Source organism: Paratractidigestivibacter faecalis (assembly GCF_003416765.1).
In the GTDB taxonomy this organism is placed as follows: Bacteria; Actinomycetota; Coriobacteriia; order Coriobacteriales; family Atopobiaceae; genus Paratractidigestivibacter; species Paratractidigestivibacter faecalis.
Genome location: NZ_QSNG01000001.1, coordinates 1,405,937 through 1,429,254 on the forward strand (window position 1 = coordinate 1,405,937; position 23,318 = coordinate 1,429,254).

Here is a 23,318-nt window from a genome sequence, read left to right on the forward strand (position 1 = left end):
TGGTGTGAGCCCTTTTTGAGGGCTCTCCCAGTATCTCGAAAACGCCAACTGGGGTTTTGTTGGCGAGAGACGGTCAAAATCGCCAAACGAGCCAAAAACCGGCTCACACGAAGGCCACTTCTGCACCAACTTTTGGAAAACACTCACACGAAGGTCAGTTCTGCGCAAAGGGCAACCCCGTAGCGACCCCAGGACCGCCGCCTCACGCGCAGACGACGTCCAGCGGAGCCACCTCGAAGGGCAGGTGCAGCGGATACGAAGCCCCGTTGGTGACCAGCTCCTCCCCCAGGTCGAAGCGCCTCGCCGGAGCCCCCGGAGAGAGGACCGTGGCCACCACGCCGGCGGGCACCTTGTTCCTGCAGACGACCTCCGCCACCCAGCCGTCTTCCGCACGCTCGCAGGACGCGACGACTCCCACCAGGCGGCGCTCGCGCGCATACTCCTCACGACCCGGGTTCTGCGTGGGCTCGCCCAGGAAAAACCCCGTGGAGTAGGGGCGATGGCTCACCAGGTCGAGTTCCTCCAGCCAGGGTTCGACGGAATCGCCGTCAAGCACGTGGCGATAGGCGTTGGTTACGCAAGCCACGTAGTAGCTCCCCTTGGCACGCCCCTCCAGCTTGAGCGCGTCCACGCCGGCCTCGGCCAGCCCGTCCAGGTGGTCGATCATGCGAATGTCATTGGAGGAGAGTAGATAGCTGCCGTACTCGTCCGCCTCCAGGGGGACGCGCGCCCCGGAGCGGCCCTCGACCAGCTCCCAGCCCCAGCGGCACGGCTGCGCGCAGGCGCCAAAGCTCGCCGAGCGCTCCGGGCCCATGAGCACGGCGGAGAGCAGACAGCGCCCGGAGTAGGCCATGCAGGCGGAGCCGTGGGCAAACGCCTCGAGCTCCAGCTCGGCGGGCACGTCTCGCCTGAGCTCCGCAACCTGCGCGAGCGTCATCTCCCGCGCCAGGATCACGCGCCGCACGCCCATGCCCATGTAGGCCTCGGCCGCGCGGGCGTTCATGCAGGACGCCTGCGTGGAGAGGTGGACGGCAACGTCCGGGGCCACCTCGCGCGCAAGGGAGATGGCGCCTAGGTCCCCCATTATAAAGGCGTCCACGCCCGCGTCGGCGCACTGAGAGAGGTAGGCGGGCAGCGCGTCTTTGGCAAAGTCCTCCTGGCGCATCAGAACGTTAACCGTCACATGCACGGCGACGCCATGGGCGTGCGCGTACCCAACCGCTTCCGCAAGCTCCTCGGCCGAGAAGTTCCTGCACGCAGAGCGCATTCCCCAGCGCCTGCCCGCCAGGTAGACGGCATTCGCACCAAAGTGCACGGCCATCTTGAGCTGCTCCATTCCGCCCGCAGGGGCAAGGAGCTCCATGTTGCGCATCTCGTCCTCCCGTGAACGCGTCGCCCGGCCGCGCTATGGTAGCTCAGAAGCCAACCGGGAGGAAACGCCATGACCAAGCGGCACAAGGTACTGCTCTACACCATCGACGACGTGAGCGATTACGCACGCGAGTGCGCGCGGAGCCTTGGCGCGCAGGACCAGCTTGAGCTGGTGAGCCGTACGCACGAGGTCTTCTCGTCACCCACCGCCGAGGAGCTTGACGGCGTGGAGGCGGTTCTCGGCGAGTTCATGCCCGTCCGGGATGCCGAGGTGGACGTCATGGCAGATGCCGGCGTGCGACTTGTGGCCAGCATGTCCATCGGCATCAACCACGTGGACGTGGCCGGGCTTGCCGCCCGCGGCGTGGCCGTCTCCAACTGCCCGGGCTACTGCGCCGAGGACGTGGCGCTTCACGCGGTCGCGCTCATGCTGGACCTCATGCGCCAGGTCACCATGTCAAACCGCGACGTCCTGGCAGGCAACTGGAACCCCAGGTTTGGACGAGAGATGCGCAGGCCCGCGGGACAGACCTGCGGCCTGGTGTTCTTTGGCAACATCGCCCGGAAGGTGGTGCCGCTCGTCAAGGCGCTGGGCATGGACGTCCTGGTCTGGGCGCCCACGAAGTCGGCCGAGGAGCTGGCCGCCGCCGGATGCCGCAAGGCGGAGAGCCTGGACGAGCTGCTGGCGACGTCCGACGTGGTGAGCCTCCACTGCCCGCTCGTCCCCATGACCGAGCGACTCATCGGCGCGCGCGAACTTGCCCTCATGAAGCCGACGGCGCTGTTGATCAACACGGCGCGCGGGGCCGTGGTCGACGAGGACGCGCTGGCAGACGCCCTAGAGACGGGTACCATCGCGGGTGCCGGACTTGACGTGCTCACCGAAGAGCGAGACGTTGCCTATCAGCGGCTGCCCAAGTGCCCCAACTGCATCGTCACACCGCACACGGCCTACGTCACGCGCGAGGCCAGCGAGGCCCTGGTCAGCATGAGCATGAAGTCCGTCTGCGAGCTGCTGTTGGAGGGTCGCAAGCCCGAGTTTATGGTCAGGCCGTAGCGGCTCACAGTGGCCCCAACCGCAATCCCGGCACCTACAGCTTGGCGAGAAGCGCCTCGCAGCCGGCAAGGACGTCCTCGTAGGTGGCGTCGAAGTCGCCGGTGTACCAGGGGTCGGCCACGTCGCGCGGCGAGTCGGTCCAGTCGAGCAGCCGGCTCACCTTGCCATCCGGGTCGCCGCGCAGGATGCGCTCCAGGCCCCAGGCGTTCTCCTCGTCCATGTAGACAACGTGATCCCAGTCCGCATACTCCGCGCGTGTCATCTGGCGCGCACGGTGGCGGCCCACGGGCACGCCCACCTCGCGAAGCTTAGCAACCGTGCCGTGGTGGGGAGGGTTGCCAAGCTCTTCTCGGCTGGTTGCGGCAGAATCAATGATGAACTCGTCCTCGCGCCCGGCCCGGCGCACGAGGTCCTCCATCACGAACTGGGCCATCGTCGACCGGCAGATGTTGCCGTGGCAGACGAAGAGGATGCGGTGGACGGGCTGGAGGTTATTCATGAACGAATCTTTCCGAACGAAGCCAAGTGGGGCGCCTTATTGAACGATGTCCCCAGGCCCTGACGATGCCAGCGAGCGCGACAGGTTCATGCTGGGAACCTCGATTATGCGCCAGAACGCAACGGCGGCGAGCATGCTTGCGGGCAGCGAGACCGCGGCAATCGCGAGCGGGTCGGCAATCCCGAGCTTGGGCAGCAGGGCGACGAGCGCCCCGATGACAATGGCGTGGGTGAGGTAGAGGCTGTACGACACCTTTCCCAAGAAGACCATGGGGGCCGTGGAGAGAGCGCGGCGCGTGAACCCGTCGGCAATCGAGACAACAACGACCACTAGGCAGGCTGCGTTCATGATGGTGGACTTCAACGCCTCGAGGACCCCGCCGGGATGCCACACGAGCGAGAGCTCGATGACGCCAACGGAGGCCGCAAGCAGCGCCAGCTCGGCCGGAACCGGGATTTGGACAGCCCTGATCTTGTCGAATCGCCTGGCCACCATGACGCCAAGCCAGAACATCAGGCAAAAGCGCAGCGGAAAGTAGCCCGTCCAGTGCGAGACGAACACCGCAGCAAAGGTCGCAATCACAGCGCGGTCCGTCCGGCGAATCCTTGATATGCACCAGATGGCCAGCGGGAGCGTCAGGCTGAACCAGAGCTCCCAGCTCATGGACCAGACGGGAGAGTCAACGCGAACAAGCGGCGCGCCAAAGAGGTTGCTGCCGTCATCGGACACGTTGAACAGCACGTCAAACTGCATGAGGATGTCGTGAACCACCGTGGGAAGGCCCGCATCGTAGGCGACGGCAAGCGCAGAGCGCGACGTGGACCCCAGGCGCCAGGCCACGTAGCCCGCGGGAAGGGCCAGCGCAATCGCCGCAAACAGCGGCACGCAAAGGCGGACGACCCTTCTTGGGTAATAGCCAAGCCAGTCATACCCGCCGCTCCCCATGCGTTTAAAGGGAACAAGGGACAGCACTATGCCTGACAGGATGAAGAACACCATGACCGACGCGGTGCCAGGGAAGAGACTCGGAACCCCCCCCCGCGCCAAACGGCTTGACCATGATGTCGACGTGCAGCAGGAACACCATCAGCGCCCCGAGCCCTCGCAGGCCGTCAAGCGACAAGACGCGCTTCTCGCGACCAGACATCGTCACCCCTTCCTTCGTGCATTTGAGCAGAGTGCCTCATTATACCCTCGAGGATTTAGCGCACATTTTGACGAGAAAGACCCCCGAATCGGGCGGATTCGGAGGCCTTGTTCATCTTTATGTACACTGTCCGGCAACGTCGCCGGCGCTGGCGGCGACGCGGCCGCCGCCCGCCCTACTCGGCCTCGGCCGCCTCCTCGCGGCGGGCGACCTCGTCGATGAGGATGGCGTCGCCGTACTTGGCGCCGGCCACGGAGAGGCCCATGAGCACACCCATGCCCGTGATGTAGGCAAAGAGCATGGCAGGGTTGACGTCCATGACCACGCCGGAGAGGATCGGGGTGATGACCTGTGCGGCCATGCTCACCGTGTAGTAGTAGCCAGAGTAGCGGCCCACGGAGTTGGAGCTGCAGCACTCGAGGATCATGGTGTAGACGCACATGTCCACGCCGCCCAGAGAGACGCCCATGAGCAAGAAGACCAGGTACAGCACGGGAGAAAAGCCCGGCACCAGCCACAGCACCAGCGGGCACGCCACCATGACGGCCGAGCTGGCCAGCGCGACCTTCTTGCGGCCCACCTTGAGCGAGAGGTTGGCCAGCGGCACGTAGCTCGCCAGCGCACCCACGATGGTCACGATGTTGATGATTGCGTAGGACCCGCCGGCCATGCCGTAGAAGATGTCCGCGTAGCGGCTGATGTTGGTGGTCATGGCGTTGTAGCTCATGTAGTAGAAGAACGTGGCGGCAAGCAGCATGGCAATGGAGAGCCTCATAGAGCGGTCGGCCACGCGCTCCTTGCCACCGGCCTCCGGGGAGTCGTCCTTCTCGACCTCGTCCTCGCGGATGCCCATCTCGAGGCTCTTCTGGTGCATCTTCCGCACCAGCGCCGGCTCCTTGACCAGAAGGCCGTACACCACGGCAGACACCAGCACAAAGGCGGCCTGCAGGAGGAACAGCGGCAGGTAGTCGGGCCGCTCCACGTTGGGGACCATGACCGAGATGGCAACCAGCATGACGCCCGTGCCGGCGTAGCCCACGATCTTCTGCACGGAGTCGGCCTTGGTGCGCAGCGGGCGCGGCGTGATGTCAGCCACGATGGCCACCGTCATGGTGCGGTACATGCAGATGGCAAGCAGCGTGATCAGGATGGTGCAGATAAGCAGCGGCAGGCTTCCCGCGTTGTTTGCGATTGCGATGAGCGGCACAGAGAGCGTGGCTATGCCGGAGCCCAGCAGAATGAAGGGGGTGCGGCGGCCGAGCTTGCTGGCGCAGCGGTCCGACAGAATGCCGAAGAGCGGCAGCAGAAAGAGGCCAAAGACGTTGTCGATGGCCATGATCGCGCCCGTCAGGGAGTTGGAGAGCCCAAAGGTGTTGGTGAGCATCTTGGGCACGATGCCGTCGTAGACCTGCCAGAAGCTGATCATGCCCATGAACGGCAAAGATGCCAGGGCAATGGCGCGGTTGTCGAGCTTGGCCGCGCGCCTTGTTGCGGTGTCTGCCATGTAGAGCCTTTCTTGTTTGATGCTCATTCTCAGGCGAGAAGGTCGCAGGGCTGATGCACTTCTCGCCGTGTGCTAGAGGTCGGCCAGGTGGCCGAGGAACGCCACGTAGAACTCGATGCCGCGCTTGTAGACGTCGACTCCGATGCGCTCGTTGGGCGCGTGCAGCAGCGTGCGGGCCTCGCCGGAGTAGACAAAGCCGCAGAAGCGGTAGACGTGCTCGCAGATGGCGTTGAACTCGCGGGAGTCCGTGCAGGAATTCTGCACGTAGGGCGCAAAGCCCACCTCGGGGTAGACGCCCGCCACGCAGCGGTGGATGTAGTCGAAGGCGGCGTCGTGCGCAAAGGGGCTCACGGGCGCGGGCTCGGTGTAGGGGATGGCCTCGTTGACCTCGACGGTCACGTGGTCGGGCGTGAGGCCGCTGGCCTCGCACTCCTGGGCGGCCAGGGCGCGGGCGCGGGCTACGGCGTCGTCGATGGTCTCGAAGGGGGCCACGCGCACGTTGAAGTTGGCGCGGGCCACGGGCGGCAGCACGTTGTGGGCCGTGGAGCCCTCCATCTGCGTGAGCGCGTAGGTGGTGCGGATCATGGCGCCGGTCTCGGGCACGCCGGCCATGATCTTGGTCACGAGCGGGCGCGTGAGCCACAGGTTGCCAAAGACGGCCTTGTAGAGCGCGCCGCTGCGGGCGCCCAGCTCGGAAAGGGTAGCCTCGACGGCGGGCGTGAGGACGGGCTTGCCTGGGTTGGCGGAGATGCGCTCGCAGGCGCGGGCCAGCAGGCGGCAGGCGTCGTTGGCCGCGGGCGTGGAGGCGTGGCCGCCGTCGGCGCGGGCCGTGACGGTGAGGTCCACGTGGCCCTTCTCGGAGACGCCGACCATGGCCACCGGCTCGGCGACGCCCAGGGGCGCGTCGGCCGCCACGGCGCCGCCCTCGTCCAGCACCAGGTAGGGGCGGATGTCGTGCTCGCGGAACCAGTCAACTGCGTGGGCGCAGGTGAGCGCGGCCACCTCCTCGCCGTCGCTGGAGAAGTACCAGACGTCGCGCGGCGGGACGTAGCCCTGGCCGATGAGGTGCTCGGTCGCCTCGAAGAACGCGCCGACGATGCACTTGGTGTCCAGCGTGCCGCGGCCCCAGATCTGGCCGTCGATGACCTCGGCGCCAAAGGGGTCGTGCTCCCAGTCCTGGCCCTCGACGGGCACCACGTCCTGGTGGGCCATCATGACGATGGGGTCGGCCGCGGGGTCTGCACCCGGCCAGCGCAGCAGGATGCCAAAGTCGTCGATGGTGGTGAGCTCGCAGGCCTCAAAGGTGCGCGGGTAGAGGCGGCGCAGCGTGGGCACCCACTGGCGGAAGGGCTCGTCGTCGCGCAGGGAGGCGTCCTCGCGCGAGATCGTGGGAATGCGGATGAGCTCGCGGAAGCGCTCGACGGCCGCATCGTCAGCGCGGTAGCCGCCGGCGTCCACGGGGGCGCCCGCCGGCGCGGAGGGCTTCAGGCGAGAAGCGCCGGCCGCGCAGGTGGCGGCAGCGACGCCGGCGACCGCGACAACCGCGCCCAGGCCGGCAAGAACGACATCGGAAGCGTGCATGAATGCTCCTCTCGGCTGCATTTGAGTCGGGGGCAGCATAGCCGAGAGGAGCGGGGCGCCCGTCGCGAGCGGCGTCTTTGTTCCCGGACGGTCACAATGGCCGCGGCCGGCCCGCCGTTTGCATGCGAACCCAGACGGCGAAGGCCGGCCCTGCGACCAAAAGTGCATGCAAACCACGGCGAGAAGGGCGGGGGCAGGAGTGTCCCTTTTACCTGGTAATGATCAACGTCCCCAATGGCAGGTGACTAGCGGAGGCGGGGCTCGGGGGTCACCAGGAGGTCGGCGGGGGCGCTAGCGGCGTCGGCGAGGCTGACGTAGCGGATGGCCGGGTCGTCGTAGGTGGACCAGTAGTAGCGACCAGTCTGGCCGCTGAAGCAGCTGGTGTAGAGTGTGCGCTCGAAGTCGCCGTTGCCCATGCGGGCCGCGCCCTCCACCATGGCAACGCCCTCGAGCGTGCGGAACATGCGGATGACGTTGTCCTTCTCGCCCGACTTGGCGGGGTAGTTGGCGTTGAGGTAGGCGGCCTTCACAAAGCGCGAGGGCGAGTAGCAGTCTCCCGGGATGCCGCGCATGCCGGCGCCGGCGCCGTAGGGGGCAAGCTCGGCGCGGCCCCACTGGGCGTTGGCCGGGAAGTCGCTGGTGGCGGTGACGTAGCTGCGCAGGTTCTCGAGGTGCCACTCGAGGGAGGGCTGGTTGGTCAGCACGTCGACGGGGTCGTCCATGACGTGCATGCCGTCGGCGCGGCTCTCCACCACAATGGAGCGGGTGGCGTCGCCGATGATCCAGTGCAGGTAGGAGACGCCCAGGCCCTCGCCCGCGGAGGCGCCCACGATGGCCACGTTGGCCAACGCGGCCTCGGCCTCGTCGACGCTCGCGAAGGTGGCGGCCACCCACAGCGGGAACTCGTAGGCGCACACGTTGGTCTTGCCCTCAGCCGGCGCGTCCGCGTAGGCGGCGTAGCCGGGGAAGTTCAGGCCCGCCACGGCCAGGCCGGCGTCGTTTCCGCAGTCAAAGAACATGGGGTAGTTCTGGTAGTCAACGCACATGCCCACCGCCGCGTGGGCCGCGGGCGCGTCGTCCATGAACTGGTAGCGCACGGGAAAGCCCTTGGGCATCACCCGGGGCTTCTCGCCGTAGCCGCAGCTCCAGTCGAGGTTACGTCCAAAGTACATGCCGCCCTCGGCGCCGTTGAACCTGACTCCCGTGCACATGGTGGGCTCCTCTCCCCCGTCGGGCGCACCCGGCCGCTTGCTCTTGCTTGCTCACGGGGTATCTACCCGTCTGCCGGCGGCGTCGCACTCCCTACACAAAAAAGCGCGGCGAGAAGTGCGTCCTTCTCGCCGCGCCCCGTACCCTGTCCGGCTGCGCCAACCTGTCCCAGATTTGCGCAAAAACGAACACGTCCCCAATTTGCGGGGCTAGACCAGCTTGCCGTTGCAGTGGTCGCACATGTGCTGAATCATCTGGGCGATCCAGCCGACGAAGTCGCCCTTGCGGTGGCGCAGCTGGCCATCGACGAGCTCGTCGTAGGAGACCTTGACCTTGACGAAGCGGGTGACCTTGGACTCGCCCTCGTGGGTGAGGCAGCTCTCGGTCAGGCGCTGCGGGCCCAGACCCATCAGAATCTTGGGGTTGTACATGACGTGGGGCTGCTCGTTGTCGTCCACGTAGACGACGACGGCCTTGGCCACGCCGATCTGGTTAGCGGCCAGGCACACGGCGTCCTCGAGGGAGGCCAGGGTGTCCAGGAGGTCCTGGGCCAGGGGCGCGTCCTCGGCCGTGGCGGCGGCGCAGGGCTGAGAGAGGATGGCTTCGTCGTTGACGAGGTCCTTGATCATGGTCGGTCCTTTCTTGCGGATGCGTGAGGCGCCGCGATGGAAGCCAGACGGCGCGCAGCCCTCAAGTATACGGGTTTGCGGCCACTTGTAGGAAATGACCACTATGATGGGCTAACGATGACGGAAGAAGGAGCGCACATGCCCAGAGAGTCAAAGAAGGCAAAGGTCGAGCGGGCCGTGGAGGTCTGCCGGCGCCTTGACGAGAAGTACGGCCCCGTCGAGTGCTTCCTGGACTACACCAACCCGTTCAGGCTGGTCATCTCCGTGCTTCTCTCTGCGCAGACGACGGACGCCCAGGTAAACCGCGTAACGCCCGAGCTGTTTCGTCGCTTTCCCACGCCTGAGGCCATGGCCGCCGCAAGCCCCGAGGAGGTAGCAAAGATCATTCGCAGCCTGGGCTTCTACAAGACCAAGGCGCGCCACTGCGTGGAGGCGGCCCAGGCCATCGTGGCCGACTTCGGCGGCGAGGTGCCGCACACCATGGCCGAGCTCACGAGCCTGCCCGGCGTGGGCAGGAAGACCGCCAACATCGTGCTCAACGTGAGCTTTGGCATCGTCGAAGGCATCGCGGTGGACACGCACGTCAACCGCATTGCGCACCGCCTGGGGCTGAGCCCCAAGACGCACGAGAGTGAGCCGCTCAAGACCGAGCAGGACCTTCTCGCCATCCTGCCGCGCGAGCTGTGGGGGCCGGTCAACCACCAGTGGATCCGCCACGGGCGCGACACCTGCACCGCGCGGGCGCCCAAGTGCGATGGGTGCGTGCTCGAGGACATCTGCCCGAGCGCGCACCGCCTCTAGGGAGGCCCCGTGATAGCGAGCCAGATTGTGGTGTGCTTTGCCTTCTTTGGCCTCCTGGGCTGGGTGTTTGAGTCCACGTACTGCTCCCTTGTGGAGAAGCGCTGGTGCAATCGCGGGTTTTTGTTCGGGCCGGTCTGCCCCATCTACGGCGCCGGGGCGGTGGCGGCCATCCTGGTCTTTGGCGGGCCGGGCGCCGCGGCGGTGCGGCTTCCCTGGTGGGTGGTGTTCCTGGCCTGCGCCGCGGGTGCGAGCTGCATAGAGTGGGTGACCTCCGTGGTCCTCGAGCGGCTGTTTGGCACCGTCTGGTGGGACTACTCCGACATGCCGCTCAACCTGCGGGGACGCGTCTGCGTTCCCGCCGCGGCGCTCTTTGGCCTGTGCGGCCTCGGCGTGGTCTACGTGGCCCTGCCGCTGGCGCGGCAGGTGGTGGCCGCGGTGCCGCCGCTGGCGTTTGAGCTGGCCGCACTGGCCCTTACGGCCGTGCTTGCCGCGGACACCACGCTCACGGTCTGCACGCTCACCGAGGTGCTGGCCGTGGTCGAGGGCGTCCAGGCGGAGTTTGACCAGCGCATGCAGGCCGCCGTGGAGACCGTCCCGGCGCAGATCCGCTCCGGGGCGGAGCGCCTGCGCGAGGAGGGCTCGGAGCGTGCGGACCGCCTGCGCGAGGGCGGCGCAGAGTACGCCGAGCGGCTTCGCGAGGTGGCCGGGCACCTCTCCGCGCGCCAGCAGCACGTCCTCCACAACGCAAGGCGCTTCCGGACCGACCGCATGGGCGCGGCCGCGCGTCGCCTGACCGATGCGCTCGACGGCATCGTGCTAGGGAGGGGGCGCAGGTGAGCCCCACGGACGAGGAGCGCTTCTCGCGGCTGGTGGCCGAGGTCGCCGGCGCTGGGCGCGTGCCGCTCATGCGAGAGTGCGTGCAGCACGGGCAAGTGAGCACGTGGGAGCACTGCGTGCGCGTTGCGCATGCGAGCCTCGCCATGGCGCGGGCGCTGCGGCTGCGCGTAAGCGAGCGGGAGCTGGTGCGGGCCGCACTTCTCCACGATTACTTCCTGTACGACTGGCACGAACCCGGACACGTGGGACACGCCACGCAGCACCCGGTCTTTGCGCTCAGGAACGCCCGCGAGGACTTTGACCTCTCTCCCCTGGAGGAGAACGTCATCGCAAGCCACATGTGGCCGCTGCCGCCGACGCGCGTCCCCCGGAGCCGCGAGGCCGCGCTGGTGTGCGTGGCAGACAAGTGGTGCTCGCTGGCAGAGACGCTGCTCATGAGGTGAGGCGCATGGAGAAGAGGATTGGGCTGGGCGCAAGGAGCGTCGTGGTGCGGGCCCCCGAGGGGGTGCGCGGGCAGGTGCCGCTGGTGGTCATGCCGGTGTTTCGCGGCGATGGCTCCGAGGTGTGGAGGCGCTGCCAGGAGCTGGAATGCCCGGCGTTTTCGCTGGTCAGCATTGGTGGGGTGGCATGGGAGCGCGACATGACGCCCTGGGCGGCGGAGCCGGCGACCAGGCGAGAGTCCGCCTACGAGGGCGGGGCGCCGGCGTTTCTGGCCGAGCTTCTGGACGAGGTGCTTCCCGCCGCCGAGGCCGAGCTTGCGGGCGCGGGCCTGGGCGTGGCCTGGCGAGGTATTGCCGGCTACTCGCTCGCGGGGCTCTTTGCCCTGTGGAGCACGTGGCAGACCGGCGTGTTCTTGCGCGTGGCGAGCGCGTCGGGTTCCCTATGGTATGAGGGCTGGCTCGGCTTTGCGCAGGGTCAGGAGCCCGCCGCCTGGCCCGAGCGCGCATATCTCTCGCTGGGGAGCAAGGAGCACAAGACGCCCAACAGACTAATGCGCAACGTTCGCACGGCTACGGAGCAGACGCGGGACCTTCTTTGCTCCCACGGTGTCGAGTGCACCTTCGAGCTCAACCCCGGCAACCACTTCCAGGACCCCGACCTGCGCATGGCCCGCGGAATCCGGTGGATTCTGGACTAGGCCGGCTGGTATGCGGGGCTCCCGCGGAAGGCTCCTGCGGGCCCTGGTGCGCAGAAGTGACCTTCGTGTGAGGAATTCTGGAGGCGCTGCGCAGAAGTGGCCTTCGTGCGAGTCCGTTTTCGCGAGTTTGCAGAGATATCAATTAATGAATGAATACGCCATTTTGAAGCCAGCAGGTAGATAAGCTGTCGCCCGCTTTAAAATGCATAGAACAAGCCGATCTGGCGGCCATCCACCAGAAACGGGCTCGCACGAAGGCCACTTCTGCACAAGCGAGGGCAAATCACTCACACGAAGGGGACTTCTGTGCAGCCCATCCCATTCGCTACCATCCTTTGGAGGCGTTAGGCGCTGCACGTTAACTAAAACCCGCCCCAAAGGTCCGCAAGCCCAGACGCGAAAGGCCTCGCATGCTCAACATCGTGCTCTTTGAACCCGAGATCCCGGCAAACACGGGAAACATCGGCCGGACCTGCGTGGTCACGGGTACAAGGCTTCACCTCGTGGCGCCCCTCGGGTTCTCCCTCGACGACCACATGCTCCACCGCGCCGGCCTGGGCTATTGGAGGAGCCTTGACGTCACGGTCTACCAGGGGTGGAATGACTTCCTGGCCCGCAACGAGCTTGCACCCGACGACGCCCGCCTGCACCTGCTTACCAAGAAGGCCCGCCGCACCTACGCCGAGTCCGCATACGCCGACGGCGACTTCCTCGTCTTTGGCAAGGAGAGCACCGGCATTCCCGAGGAGCTGCTGGCCCAGGCACCCGACCGCTGCGAGCGCATTCCCATGCTGACGGACGAGCGGGCCCTCAAGGACGCCGACGCCTGGGAGACATCCGACGCCGCGCCCGCCAATCACCCCATCCTCCGGCAGGACATCTGCGGCAACTTCGTCAACCCCGACGACTACCGAATCAGCGCCCTCAACCTCTCCAACGCCGCGGCCATCGTCCTCTACGAGGCCCTTCGCCAGACCGGCTTCCCCGGCATGTGACCCTCGCAAATTGGGGACGTGTTCGTTTTTGCGCGAATTTGAACACGTCCCCAATTTGCGGGGCTAGGACGAGAAGAACGTCGCGTCGGCGGCTCGCCATGGACGGAGGCGGGTGGGATCGTCCTCCACGTGGGCATGCGTGGGAACCTCGTCCCACTTCACGGTGTAGCCCGCGCCATGGGAGCAGAAGACGGAGTCGGGGGTGTTGGCCAGGTCGGCGCAGGGGTCGTAGGCGGCCTCGGCCACCACGCGGTCGGCGTCGTGACATGGCTCGTAGCCCGCAAGCTCAAGTGAGAGCCGCCCCTCCCCTCCGGTGTACGCCATGACCTCCAGCGCGTATTCCCCCAGCTCAGAGGCGGGAACCTTACCCGCGAGGCAGGCCTCGTCGCCTTCCATCTCCGGCGCGCCAAAGCTCGCGCCCATGCGCGTGAGGTCTGCCATCGCACGTCCCACCTTGTCCGCGGGAACCTCCAGCTCAAAGGCATACCACGGCTCAAGCAGCACGCACTCGCCCCGCGCTCCCGCCTCCATGAGTCCCTGTCGCACGGCCCGATACGTTGCCTGCCGGAAGTCCCCTCCCTCGGTGTGCTTGGGATGGGCCCGCCCGGCGCACAGCGTGATCCGCACGTCGGTGAGCGGTGCGCCCGTGAGCACGCCCAGGTGGTCGCGCTCCATCGCGTTGGTCAGAATGAGCCGCTGCCAGTTGCGGTCCAGCTCGTCCTCGGAGCACTCGGAGCCAAAGACCACGCCGCTGCCGCGCGGGCCCGGATCAAGGCGCAGGTGGGCCTCGGCGTAGTGCCGCAGCGGCTCAAAGTGGCCGATTCCCATGACAGACGCGCTTATCGTCTCCTTGTAGAGGATCTTTCCGGGATCAAAGCCCACGTCAAGCCCATAGCGCTCGCGCAGGAGCTCGCGGACCACCTCGAGCTGCACCGACCCCATGAGCGAGAGGCCGATCTGCTGCAGCCGCTCGTCCCAGGAGACGCCCAGCATGGGGTCTTCCTCGGAAAGCTGACAAAGCGCTTGGTAGACGGCATGAACGTCCGCGCCTCCAGACAGCACGCCATAGGTGAGCACGGGCGCGAGCGTAGGCCGGGCGCCGACAGGCTCCGCCCCCAGGACGTCTCCGGGCCTCACGCGCGTGAGCCCCGTGACGGCGCAGGTGCGGCCCGCGGCGACAAGGGCCACCGGCTCGAAGCGCGCACCGGAGTAGATGCGGGCCTCGTTGACCTTCTCGGACCAGGGACTGCCGCAGGAGACGCCGCTCACCTGCTGCTTTGCGCGCAGCTCGCCGCCCGTTACCTTGAGCCAGGCCAGGCGCTCGCCGCGGTCGGAGCGCGTCACGCGATACACGCGCGCGGCAAACTCGGACGGCCACGAGCACTCCCCCACCAGGTCCGCAACGCCGTCAAGCAGCTCGGCGACGCCCTCGTTTCTGAGGGCGGAGCCAAAGAAGCAGGGAAAGACGCGCCGCCCGGAGACCAGGCGGCGAATGGTTGCCGGGGCAAGGCGGCCCGCCTCCAGGTACTCGTCGAGCGCCGCCTCGTCACTGGTTGCGGCAGCCTCCTGACCTGCGGGGTCCCCGAGCGCGACGGCGTCCACGCACCCCTCCGAGAGCCGACGGCACAGCTCTGCGAGCAGCACGTCCTTCTCGCCGGCACTGCCTGCGTCGGGGAGAAGGTCGACCTTGTTCACGAAGACGAAGGTTGGGACGCCATGGCGCTCGAGCAGGCGCCAGAGGGTGCGGGTGTGGCCCTGCACGCCGTCGTTTGCGGCAACCACGAGGATCGCGTAGTCAAGGGCCGCGAGGGTCCGCTCGGCCTCGGCGCCAAAGTCCACGTGGCCCGGCGCGTCCACCAGCGTGAGGCGGGCTCCGGCGTGCTCGAGCTCGGCCTGGGCCGCAAAGATGGTGATGCCGCGGTCTCGCTCCATGGCGTCGGTGTCCAGGTGGGAGTCCCCACGGTCGACGCGGCCGAGGCGTCGGATGCGCCCCGCGTCGTAGAGCATGGCCTCCGCAAGCGTGGTCTTGCCCGCGTCGACGTGCGCGTATATGCCGATGACTGCCTGTTTCACGTTCCTCTTCCCGTCGCGTTCGCAAATTGGGGACGTGTTCATTTTTGCGCAAAGTCGGGACAGGTTCGTTCCACGGCACGGGCCGCCAGGCACGGGGCCGCCATGCCTAGCGGAGCATGTGCGCGGCCAGCTCGGCGCGACTGGAGATGCCCAGCTTGGCATAGGCGCTCGAGAGGCGGTTCTTCACCGTTCCGCGAGAGACGCCCAGGTGGCGCGCGATCTCGTCGTTGCTCCAGCCACGGCACGCCAGCATGGCCATGGAGAACTCCGTGGTGGTGAGGTCGTCCGCCACGTCCTCACCAGAGTCGGGGTTGTGGATGCGCCGCCAGCCATAGCTAAAGCGGTAGGTGATCTCTATCACCCGCGCAAAGTCCTCCGGGTGCTCGGCCTTGAGGCACGTCTCCACAAGGCCCTGGAGAAGCCCGTGGTGCTCGCCGACCTCCTCGATGAGGCCGTCGGGCTCCGCCAGCGCCCAGCCTGCCTCGAAGTGCGCCCGGGCACGGGCCACGTCTCTGAGGCTCATGTAGCCCATGGCGGCCACCAGGTGCAGGAAGAGCTCCGAGACGGGGTAGCTCCCCTGCCTCATGGCCAGGGCGTTCTCGGCTATCCCCACGCACTGACCGTACTCGCCGGCCAGGTAGCGAGCGTGGGCCAGCACGTAGCTCGCAAAGAGGCGCAGGCCCTCGGGCAGCGAGGCCGCCAGCGGGTAGAAGTCCTCCGCCGCGTAGGGGCTGGACAGGTGGAGAAGGACGCTCGCGGCGGAGGCAAAGAGCATGTGGGCCGCCTGCGTGGCGCGGTTCTCGACGGCGGGGGCGGCCACGGCGGCGGCCTCCACGTCGCCCGCGCTCCCCACCGCGGTGGGGCGCACGATTCCCTCCAGGCACCGGCGAGCGTTGGCGATGCGGTTGAGCGAGAGATTGGCGTATCCGCAGATGAAGCATGCCGAAAGCCTGAGCGCCGGGTCCGCGGACGCAAGGTAGGGGCCGGCCAGGGCCACGGCCTCCTCGGGCCGGCCGCAGAAGTAGGCCGCCTCGGCCCGGGCCACCTGGCCCTCGTCAGCGTCGGCTGCGGCAACGGCCTCCAGGGCACCGGCCAGCCCTCCCGGTGCAAAGCACGAGCACATGAGGGGCATGGGCACATGGCCCTCGGCAACGCCATCCTGCATGCCCGCCGCCCTTCTCGCTGTGTGGGCCGTCGGAGCAAGGCCCGGATTTGGTCAATTTTAAGCCAAAACGGCACTGTTGCTCCCCCTCCCTCTTCTTCACCATGGACAGAAGGACACACGCGAGGTCAGGAGGACCCATGAAACTGGCAAGGCGCATTGCCCTTGGCATCCTCGTCGTCGTTCTCGCCGCATGCGCGGGAGCCGGCGCCCTCTACGCCAGCCGCATCAAGACAGTAAGCTCCATCCAACAGCTCACAAACTACGACGACGGTTACAACCTTTATTCAATGGACGTTGCGTACGATTACAGCACGCAGCACATCATCGACTCGGGCATCACCGACAACCAGTCTCTCATAGACGCCGTCCTCAAAGAGTCGCTGCCGCTTCTTCCCGTGAGCATGAAGGCGCCAGACTTTGGCTGCACCGCCTTCACGGCCCAGGGCTCCGACGGCACCCTCATGGGCCGCAACTACGACTTCAAGCGAGACACCTCCGCCCTGCTGGTGCGCTGCTCGCCCGCAGACGGCTACCGCTCCATCGGCTTCGCGGCCCTCAACAACGTGGGCGCCGACGTGCCCGACGCCAGCGTCAAGAGCCGCCTCGCGTGCCTCACGGCCCCCTTCATCTGCCTGGACGGCGTTAACGAGAAGGGCGTCTCCATAGCCGTGCTCACGCTCGACACCGAGCCCACGCACCAGAGCACGGGCAAGCAGACCATCGCCACCACGCTGGCCATCCGCCTGGTGCTCGACCACGCGGCCACCACCGAGGAGGCCGTGAGCCTGCTGGAGGGCTACGACATGTTCGCCAGCTCGGGGCGCGACTACCACTTCTACGTCACCGACGCCTCCGGGGACGGCCGTGTCATCGAGTACGACCCCGCCAGCCCCGACCGCCCGCTCAAGGCCACGCCCATGCGCGCCATCACCAACTTCTTTGCCCTGTACGCCGACGAGGTTCTGCCCAACCAGAAGAACGGCATCTACGGCCACGGCAAGGAGCGCTGGGAGGCCGTCGAGGCCGTGCTGGACGCGCACGCCGACGACAATGTGGACGCCGCCTGGGAGGCCCTGCGCGCCTCCTCGCAGGACCCCAACCCCCAGGATGTGACGAGCAACACCCAGTGGTCCGTGGTCTACAGCAACACCGGCCTCACCGCCGACATCGCCCTGCGCCGCCACTGGTCCGACGTCACCCACTTCCAGCTCTAGTCCTCCCCTCAAATTGGGGACGTGTTCAAGTTTGCGCAAAGTTGGGACAGGTTCGCCCGCCCCGCCCGCCAGCGGGCGCCGAGAACGGCGAGACGAACCTGTCCCCCTTTTGCGCAAAAACGAACACGTCCCCAATTTGTGTTGTTGACTCGTCAACGTGAACTGGCTAGAATGCCGCTCGCAGATGTTGCCTAGTCAACAATTGAGAGGACCATCCCCATGAGGCTCGCCCGCCGCGCCTGGTGCCGCGCGTACCAGACCGCCTTCAGAATCGCCCTACCCGTCCTGCCCTACTTTGAGCCCCAGGTCGCAGACACCGTCGAGAAGGTCCCCGAGCTTCTCGCCAAGCACGGCGTCACGACGGCGCTGTTGGTGACGGACCCGGGAGTGGCACGGCTCGGCCTCACGCACGGCCTCGAGGACGCGCTCGCCGCGGCGGGAATCGCCTGCGAGGTCTACGACAGGACCGTGGCCAACCCCACCATCGCCAACGTCGAGCAGGCCGCAGCCCTCTACCGCGAGCGCGGCTGCGGGGCCATCATCGGCTTTGGCGGCGGCTCGGCCATGGACTGTGCCAAGGGCGTGGGCGCGCGCATTGCCCAGCCCGCAAAGCCCATCCAGAAGATGCGCGGCCTGTTGCGCGTCCACCGCGCCCTGCCGCCGCTCGTGGCCGTCCCCACCACCGCCGGCACGGGCTCGGAGGTCACGCTGGCCGCCGTCATCACCGACGAGAAGAGCCACTACAAGTACCCCATCAACGACTTTGCGCTCATCCCGCGCTACGCCGTCCACGACTGGCGGCTCACGCGCGGCCTGCCACCCGCGATCACGGGCCAGACCGGTATGGACGCGCTCACGCACGCCGTCGAGGCCTACATCGGCCGCAGCACCACGCGCCACACCCGTCGCATGGCAACGCAGGCCGTGCGCCTCGTGCACGACAACCTCCTCGACGCCTATCGCAACGGCGGCGACGAGCGGGCCCGCACCGCAATGATGGAGGCCGCCTACAAGGCCGGCGTCGCGTTCACGCAATCGTACGTGGGCTACGTCCACGCCATCGCCCACAGCCTAGGCGGTCAGTACGGCACGCCCCACGGCCTGGCCAACGCGGTTATCTTGCCGCACGTCCTGCGCGCCTACGGCGATGCCGCCGCGCCCCGCCTAGCCGAGCTCGCACGCGCCGCGGGCGTCTGCGCCCAGACCGAGCCAGACGCATTGGCGGCCGAAGCCTTCATTGCCTGGGTCGAGTGCATGAACGAGGCACTTGGCATACCCTGCCACCTGCGGTGCATTCGCGAAGAGGACATCCCGCTCATGGCCGCTCACGCCGACGCCGAGGCCAATCCCCTCTACCCCGTTCCGGCCCTGTGGGACAAAGACCAGCTCGAGCGCATGTACCATGTGGTCGCGGGGCCAGCCAGCGAGCCCCAGCCGGCGAGAAGCGCATAGGCCGCCGGCCCGGAGGCGTCGCCAAGAGCGTCCCCTTTACCAGGTAAACAAGGGCGTCCCCATTGTCACCATTGTCAGGTCAGGAGAGAAACGTGAACGAAGAGCAGGTCGCAGGCATCGTTGAGCGGCAGAGGGAGCACTTCCGCAGCAATGCCACGCTGCCGTTGGAGGCACGCCAGCAGGCGCTCCGGGCGCTGCTCGACGCCGTACGCGCCCACGAGGACGACATCGTCGCCGCCCTTGCGGCAGACCTCGGCAAGTCACGCGACGAGTCCTACATGTGCGAGATCGGCCTCTCGCTGTCTGAGATTCGCCACCAGCTCTCGCACGTGGCACGCTGGATGCGGCCGCGCCGCCACGCCACGGACCTCGCCAACGCCGTGGCCTCGAGCAGGACCGTCCGCGTGCCCTACGGCGTGACCCTGGTCATGGCGCCCTGGAACTACCCCTTCCTCCTCACGCTGGAGCCCCTGGCCGGAGCCCTTGCCGCCGGCAACACCGTCGTGGTGAAGCCGAGCGCCTACGCGCCGGCAAGCTCCGCCGTCCTGCGCGCCATCTGCGAGGATGCCTTCCGCCCCGAGCTCGTGAGCGTGGTCGAGGGCGGCCGCGCCGAGAACGCCGCCCTTCTCGACCAGCGCTGGGACTACGTCTTCTTCACCGGCAGCGTGGCCGTGGGCAGGCTCGTCATGGAGCGCGCAGCCGCCAACCTCACGCCGGTGACGCTCGAGCTGGGCGGCAAGAGCCCCTGCATCGTGGACGCCACGGCAAACCTGCGCGTGGCGGCGGCTCGCATCGCCTTTGGCAAGTGGCTGAACGTGGGCCAGACTTGTGTGGCCCCGGACTACCTGCTGGTGGACCGTCGCGTGAAGGACGAGCTGCTGCGCCTCCTGACCGCCGAGGTCGCGCGGCAGTACGGAGTACGCCCGCTCGAGAACCCCGCCTACGGCAAGATGATCAACCGCAAGCACTTTGACCGCGTGCGCGGGCTCATCGACCCCGCCCGCGTGGTGCTCGGCGGGGCCGTGGACGAGAAGGCCCTCAAGATCGAGCCCACCATCATGGACGGCGTCACGCCGCAGGACGCCGTCATGGGCGAGGAGATCTTTGGCCCCGTCCTGCCCGTCATGGCCTTCGACACCCTTGACGAGGCCATCGACCTGGTGCGCAGCCGCCCGACGCCGCTCGCGCTCTACCTCTTCAGCCAGGACCGCGCCACCCAGCGGCGCGCGATGCGCGAAGTGCCCTTTGGCGGCGGCTGCGTCAACGACACCATCATGCACCTGGCCACCAGCCACATGGGCTTTGGCGGCATGGGCGCCTCGGGCATGGGCAGCTACCACGGTCGCAAGAGCTTCGAGACCTTCACGCACGAGAAGAGCATCCTCAGGAAGGCCACCTTCGTCGACGTCCCCCTGCGCTACCAGCCCTACTCCAGCTGGAAGTCAAAGCTCGTCCGCGCGTTTCTCCGCTAGAGACGCGCCCGCCGGCCCGTCCGCCGCGCCTAGGCCTTATCGCCGCTCAGATATGGCATCCACTGGAAGACATTCGTGCGCGGCGCCCCTCGCTCGCCTTCTTTCGCAGAGAAGGGCCTTCCAGTGGAGCGTCATTTTGAGCGGCAAGGCCCCTCCCAGGCGCCCCGCGCAGAACCCGCTTCCAGCGGAAGGCAAATCTGCGCGTGAGACAAAGGGACGCGCGTTTCTCCGCTAGGGAGCGACGAGAAAGGGCACCCTACCCGCGCAGGTAGGCTATGGCGATCTGGGTGCGGTTGCGCAGGCCGAGCTTGGCCAGGATGGAGCTGATGTGGTTGCGGACCGTGCCCTCGCCCATGTAGGCGGCCGCCGCGATCTCCCTGTTGTCCAGGCCCTGGGCTATGAGCTCGGCCACCTCGTACTCGCGCTCGGTGAGGCACGCAAAGGCCGCCGGGCGAGAAGGACGCGCCGCCACGTCGTCCCCGCCGGAGAAGTTCACGTCCTCCATGGCGCGGCCCTCGAGCACGCGCCTGCCGGCCATGACCTCGCGCAGCGCCGGCGCGATGGCGGCCACGTCCTGCTTGATGAGGTAGCCGCTCGCGCCCAGCCTGAGCGCGCCCACGATGTACTCGTCGTCAGAGAACGTGGTGAGAAAGACCACGCGCGTCCGGCCGCCCTCGCCCAGAATCTCCCGCGCGGCGGAAAGCCCGTCTCGCCCGGGCATCTGAATGTCCATGAGCAGCACGTCGGGAGCCGCCTCGCGGGTCAGCCGCACCGCGTCATCTCCGTTGCAGCCACACCCGACGACCTCGATGTCCTCCTGTGCGCCCAGGATGATTCCGAGCGAGTCACAGACCAGACGGTCGTCGTCGATGATTGCGATTCTCATGCCGCTCCCCTCCCGACGCCGCCCTTGGGCACCGTGGCAAAGACCCTCCAGCCGCCGTCCGCGCAGGGACCGGCCCGGAGGGTCCCGCCCAGCGCCTCGACGCGCTCGCCCATGGAGGCCAGGCCCATGCCCGTCGAAGCCGCCGCGTCGCCCGTCGCCGCATCGCCCGCCACCGTGCCGCCCGTCGCCGCGTCGCCCGCCACCGTGCCGCCCGCGCTTCTCGCCGCGCCGTCATCGGTCACCTCGAGCTGGAAGAAGCCCGGGTGCTCCACGCACCTCAGCACCACGCGCTCGGCCGCGGCATGCCGCAGCACGTTGGAGAGTGCCTCGCGCGTGACCGCCAGCAGGCAGGAGCAGGCGTTTGGCGGCACGCGGTCGCAGCGCACGTCGAGCTCGACCGCAAGGGGCGCGGCGGCCGTCACGTCGGCCACCACCTTGCGCATCTGCACGCTGAGGTCGACGGAGTCGTCCCGCAGCGCGTGGACGCTCGCCCTCACGGTGTCCAGGGCCTCGCCCAGCGTGGCCCCCACGTCGGCAAAGTCGGCCTGGACGCGCGGCTCGTCGGCGTGCACCACGCGCAGGGCCTCCACCTGCAGCGTCGCGCGCGTGAGGAGGTGGCCCACGTTGTCGTGGATCTCCCGGGCAATGCGCGCCCGCTCGGCAAGGGTGGCAAGCTCGACCTCGTACTCCTGGCGGTCCATGAGGTCGCGGTTCTTGGCGGCAAGCTCCAACGCGCGGCCCTGCAGATTGTCCCTGGTCTGGCGGTTGGACGCGGCCGCCCGCTCCGCCTGGGTCGCACGGACCGAGAGCAGGCAGGCCACGCCGCAGCACAGAAGGCGAAGCGGCGCCGTGGCAGCGCCCCCGGCCACGCAGACGCAGACCAGAAGCGCACCCGCCGCCACGGACGGTGCCCGCCGCCACCGACCCCGGGAGCCCTCCCAGGGGCGCGTGACGTCGTAGGCCGCCAGGGGCAGGTACGCCCCTGCCCCAGAGACAAACGCGCCGCAGGTCAAAAGTGCCAACGCCAGGAAGGGGCGCATGCGCTCCGGCACCACCTCGCCCAGGCTCGAGAGCGTCACGGCCACGCACAGCCACGAGACCAGGGCGGCGTCGACCGGGCCTCGCACCAGCAGCGCGAGGCAGATCAGAAGCACGATGGTCTTGTCCAGCAATCTGCTCATGGGCCGATTGTACGGCTCGAGCCCCGCGCCGCCAGTGACGTATGTCACGACCTAGCGGCGCCCCGGCGCGACTCGTGACATACGTCACTGGGCAGGCCCGCCGGTCGCGGCCATGATGGTGCCAACGCAAGCTACCGTCCCCCGGAGGACACCATGGCAGACATCGTCTCAGTCAAGAACCTCGTCAAGCGCTACGGGGAGTTGGTCGCGCTCGACCACTTTGACCTGCGCATCGCCCAGGGAGAGATCTTTGGCCTGCTGGGCCCCAACGGCTCGGGCAAGACCACGTCCATCAACTGCATGCTGCAGCTGCTTCCCTACGACAAGGGCAGCGTTCGCCTCTTTGGCCAGGACATGGCCCCCGGCCGCTACGACCTCAAGCGCCGCATCGGCGTCGTTCCCCAGCAGGTGGCCGTCTTCGAGGAGCTCACCGTCCGCGAGAACATAGACTACTTCTGCAGCCTCTACGAGCCCGACCGCGCCCGTCGCCGCCAGCTGGTGGACGAGGCCGTGGAGTTCGTGGGCCTGCAGGACTTCTGCCGCTTCCGCCCGCAGAAGCTCTCCGGCGGCCTGGCCCGGCGCCTGAACATTGCCTGTGGCATCGCCCACCGCCCCGAGCTCATCTTCTTCGACGAGCCCACGGTGGCCGTTGACCCCCAGAGCAGAAACGCCATCCTGGACGGCATCTGCCGCCTGCGCGACGAGGGCGCCACGGTGGTCTACACCAGCCATTACATGGAAGAGGTCGAGCAGATCTGCTCCCGCGTCATGATCATGGACGGCGGCCGGACCCTCGCCCAGGGCACCGTCGACGAGCTCAAGCGCATGATCAGCATGGGCGAGAAGGTCACTGTGGAGGTGGGAGACCTCGCCCCCGCGGTGCTGGAGGACATCCGCGCGCTGCCGCACGTCCTCACGGCGGAGCTGGTCACCGGGCAGCTCGTCTGCTCCTGCGAGGCAAGCCCGCACAACCTGGTGGACGTCCTTGACGCGCTGCGCTCGGCGGGCGCCGCCATAGGCCGCGTCTGGTCCGAGCCTCCCACCCTGAACGACGTCTTCCTAGAGATCACCGGCCGCGAGCTGCGCGACCAGGAGTAGGGAGCCCTC

The 23,318-nt window shown here is 67.7% G+C and carries 21 protein-coding genes; 10 read left to right on the top strand and 11 right to left on the bottom strand.

Translation table 11 applies throughout. The features are described from left to right. Positions 1-202: 202 nt before the first annotated feature. Positions 203-1,372, bottom strand: a complete 1,170-nt coding sequence (locus tag DXV50_RS06260; protein ID WP_117205397.1) for a peptidase U32 family protein — start codon at positions 1,370-1,372, stop codon at positions 203-205. A gap of 69 nt (positions 1,373-1,441) precedes the next feature. Here DXV50_RS06260 and DXV50_RS06265 point away from each other — a divergent pair, with 69 nt between their 5' ends. Beyond that, complete coding sequence (locus tag DXV50_RS06265; protein ID WP_117205398.1) at positions 1,442-2,428, top strand: 2-hydroxyacid dehydrogenase; 987 nt, start codon at positions 1,442-1,444, stop codon at positions 2,426-2,428. Between the two features lie 34 nt (positions 2,429-2,462). Here DXV50_RS06265 and DXV50_RS06270 read toward each other — a convergent pair whose 3' ends face one another. The 6 genes from DXV50_RS06270 to DXV50_RS06295 form a co-directional block, all read right to left on the bottom strand. After that, entirely contained in the window at positions 2,463-2,927 is a 465-nt protein-coding gene (locus tag DXV50_RS06270; protein ID WP_117205399.1) for a low molecular weight protein-tyrosine-phosphatase, read from the bottom strand. A gap of 36 nt (positions 2,928-2,963) precedes the next feature. Next, a complete protein-coding gene (locus tag DXV50_RS06275) occupies positions 2,964-3,974 on the bottom strand; it encodes an acyltransferase family protein (RefSeq protein WP_269801611.1) in 1,011 nt (336 codons plus the stop codon). A gap of 275 nt (positions 3,975-4,249) precedes the next feature. Beyond that, positions 4,250-5,578, bottom strand: a complete 1,329-nt coding sequence (locus tag DXV50_RS06280; RefSeq protein ID WP_232817477.1) for an MFS transporter — start codon at positions 5,576-5,578, stop codon at positions 4,250-4,252. A gap of 72 nt (positions 5,579-5,650) precedes the next feature. After that, the gene (locus DXV50_RS06285; protein WP_117205402.1) at positions 5,651-7,159 is read right to left on the bottom strand and encodes a M20/M25/M40 family metallo-hydrolase; all 1,509 of its coding nucleotides are present in this window, start codon (positions 7,157-7,159) and stop codon (positions 5,651-5,653) included. Between the two features lie 245 nt (positions 7,160-7,404). Further along, positions 7,405-8,370, bottom strand: a complete 966-nt coding sequence (bsh, locus tag DXV50_RS06290; RefSeq protein ID WP_117205403.1) for a choloylglycine hydrolase — start codon at positions 8,368-8,370, stop codon at positions 7,405-7,407. Between the two features lie 207 nt (positions 8,371-8,577). Then, a complete protein-coding gene (locus DXV50_RS06295) occupies positions 8,578-8,997 on the bottom strand; it encodes a peptide deformylase (RefSeq protein WP_117205404.1) in 420 nt (139 codons plus the stop codon). Positions 8,998-9,135: 138 nt separating this feature from the next. Here DXV50_RS06295 and nth point away from each other — a divergent pair, with 138 nt between their 5' ends. The 5 genes from nth (at position 9,136) to DXV50_RS06320 (ending at position 12,768) form a co-directional block, all read left to right on the top strand. Continuing rightward, positions 9,136-9,798: an endonuclease III gene (gene nth / locus DXV50_RS06300; RefSeq protein WP_117205405.1), complete on the top strand. Its 663-nt coding sequence runs from the start codon at positions 9,136-9,138 to the stop codon at positions 9,796-9,798. Between the two features lie 9 nt (positions 9,799-9,807). Beyond that, entirely contained in the window at positions 9,808-10,635 is an 828-nt protein-coding gene (locus DXV50_RS06305) for a putative ABC transporter permease (RefSeq protein ID WP_117205406.1), read from the top strand. Then, a complete protein-coding gene (locus tag DXV50_RS06310) occupies positions 10,632-11,078 on the top strand; it encodes an HD domain-containing protein (RefSeq protein ID WP_117205407.1) in 447 nt (148 codons plus the stop codon). Before DXV50_RS06305 ends, DXV50_RS06310 begins: the two co-directional genes overlap by 4 nt. A 5-nt stretch (positions 11,079-11,083) precedes the next feature. Beyond that, positions 11,084-11,773: an alpha/beta hydrolase-fold protein gene (locus tag DXV50_RS06315; RefSeq protein WP_117205408.1), complete on the top strand. Its 690-nt coding sequence runs from the start codon at positions 11,084-11,086 to the stop codon at positions 11,771-11,773. A 410-nt stretch (positions 11,774-12,183) separates the two neighbouring features. Further along, the gene (locus DXV50_RS06320) at positions 12,184-12,768 is read left to right on the top strand and encodes a tRNA (cytidine(34)-2'-O)-methyltransferase (protein WP_117205409.1); all 585 of its coding nucleotides are present in this window, start codon (positions 12,184-12,186) and stop codon (positions 12,766-12,768) included. A gap of 63 nt (positions 12,769-12,831) precedes the next feature. Here DXV50_RS06320 and DXV50_RS06325 read toward each other — a convergent pair whose 3' ends face one another. Further along, on the bottom strand, positions 12,832-14,841 hold the full coding sequence (locus DXV50_RS06325) for an elongation factor G (RefSeq protein WP_232817478.1): 2,010 nt from the start codon (positions 14,839-14,841) through the stop codon (positions 12,832-12,834). A gap of 106 nt (positions 14,842-14,947) precedes the next feature. Continuing rightward, a complete protein-coding gene (locus tag DXV50_RS06330; RefSeq protein WP_117205411.1) occupies positions 14,948-16,006 on the bottom strand; it encodes a helix-turn-helix transcriptional regulator in 1,059 nt (352 codons plus the stop codon). Positions 16,007-16,143: 137 nt separating this feature from the next. Between DXV50_RS06330 and DXV50_RS06335 the strand changes: the two genes are divergently transcribed. The 3 genes from DXV50_RS06335 to DXV50_RS06345 all read left to right on the top strand — a co-directional run bounded on the left by DXV50_RS06335 (position 16,144) and on the right by DXV50_RS06345 (position 20,144). Next, on the top strand, positions 16,144-17,220 hold the full coding sequence (locus DXV50_RS06335) for a carcinine hydrolase/isopenicillin-N N-acyltransferase family protein (RefSeq protein ID WP_117205412.1): 1,077 nt from the start codon (positions 16,144-16,146) through the stop codon (positions 17,218-17,220). Positions 17,221-17,439: 219 nt separating this feature from the next. Continuing rightward, complete coding sequence (locus tag DXV50_RS06340; RefSeq protein ID WP_117205413.1) at positions 17,440-18,672, top strand: iron-containing alcohol dehydrogenase; 1,233 nt, start codon at positions 17,440-17,442, stop codon at positions 18,670-18,672. 92 nt (positions 18,673-18,764) lie between these two features. Beyond that, entirely contained in the window at positions 18,765-20,144 is a 1,380-nt protein-coding gene (locus DXV50_RS06345) for an aldehyde dehydrogenase (protein WP_117205414.1), read from the top strand. 256 nt (positions 20,145-20,400) lie between these two features. Here the strand turns inward: DXV50_RS06345 and DXV50_RS06350 are convergent, their stop codons facing one another. Together DXV50_RS06350 and DXV50_RS06355 are read right to left on the bottom strand one after the other, a co-directional pair. Beyond that, positions 20,401-21,030, bottom strand: a complete 630-nt coding sequence (locus DXV50_RS06350) for a response regulator (protein ID WP_117205415.1) — start codon at positions 21,028-21,030, stop codon at positions 20,401-20,403. Beyond that, the gene (locus DXV50_RS06355; protein WP_117205416.1) at positions 21,027-22,211 is read right to left on the bottom strand and encodes a sensor histidine kinase; all 1,185 of its coding nucleotides are present in this window, start codon (positions 22,209-22,211) and stop codon (positions 21,027-21,029) included. Before DXV50_RS06355 ends, DXV50_RS06350 begins: the two co-directional genes overlap by 4 nt. A 153-nt stretch (positions 22,212-22,364) precedes the next feature. Here DXV50_RS06355 and DXV50_RS06360 point away from each other — a divergent pair, with 153 nt between their 5' ends. Then, positions 22,365-23,309 (top strand): ABC transporter ATP-binding protein, encoded by a 945-nt coding sequence (locus DXV50_RS06360; protein WP_117205417.1) that lies wholly within the window; start codon positions 22,365-22,367, stop codon positions 23,307-23,309. Positions 23,310-23,318 lie beyond the last annotated feature (9 nt).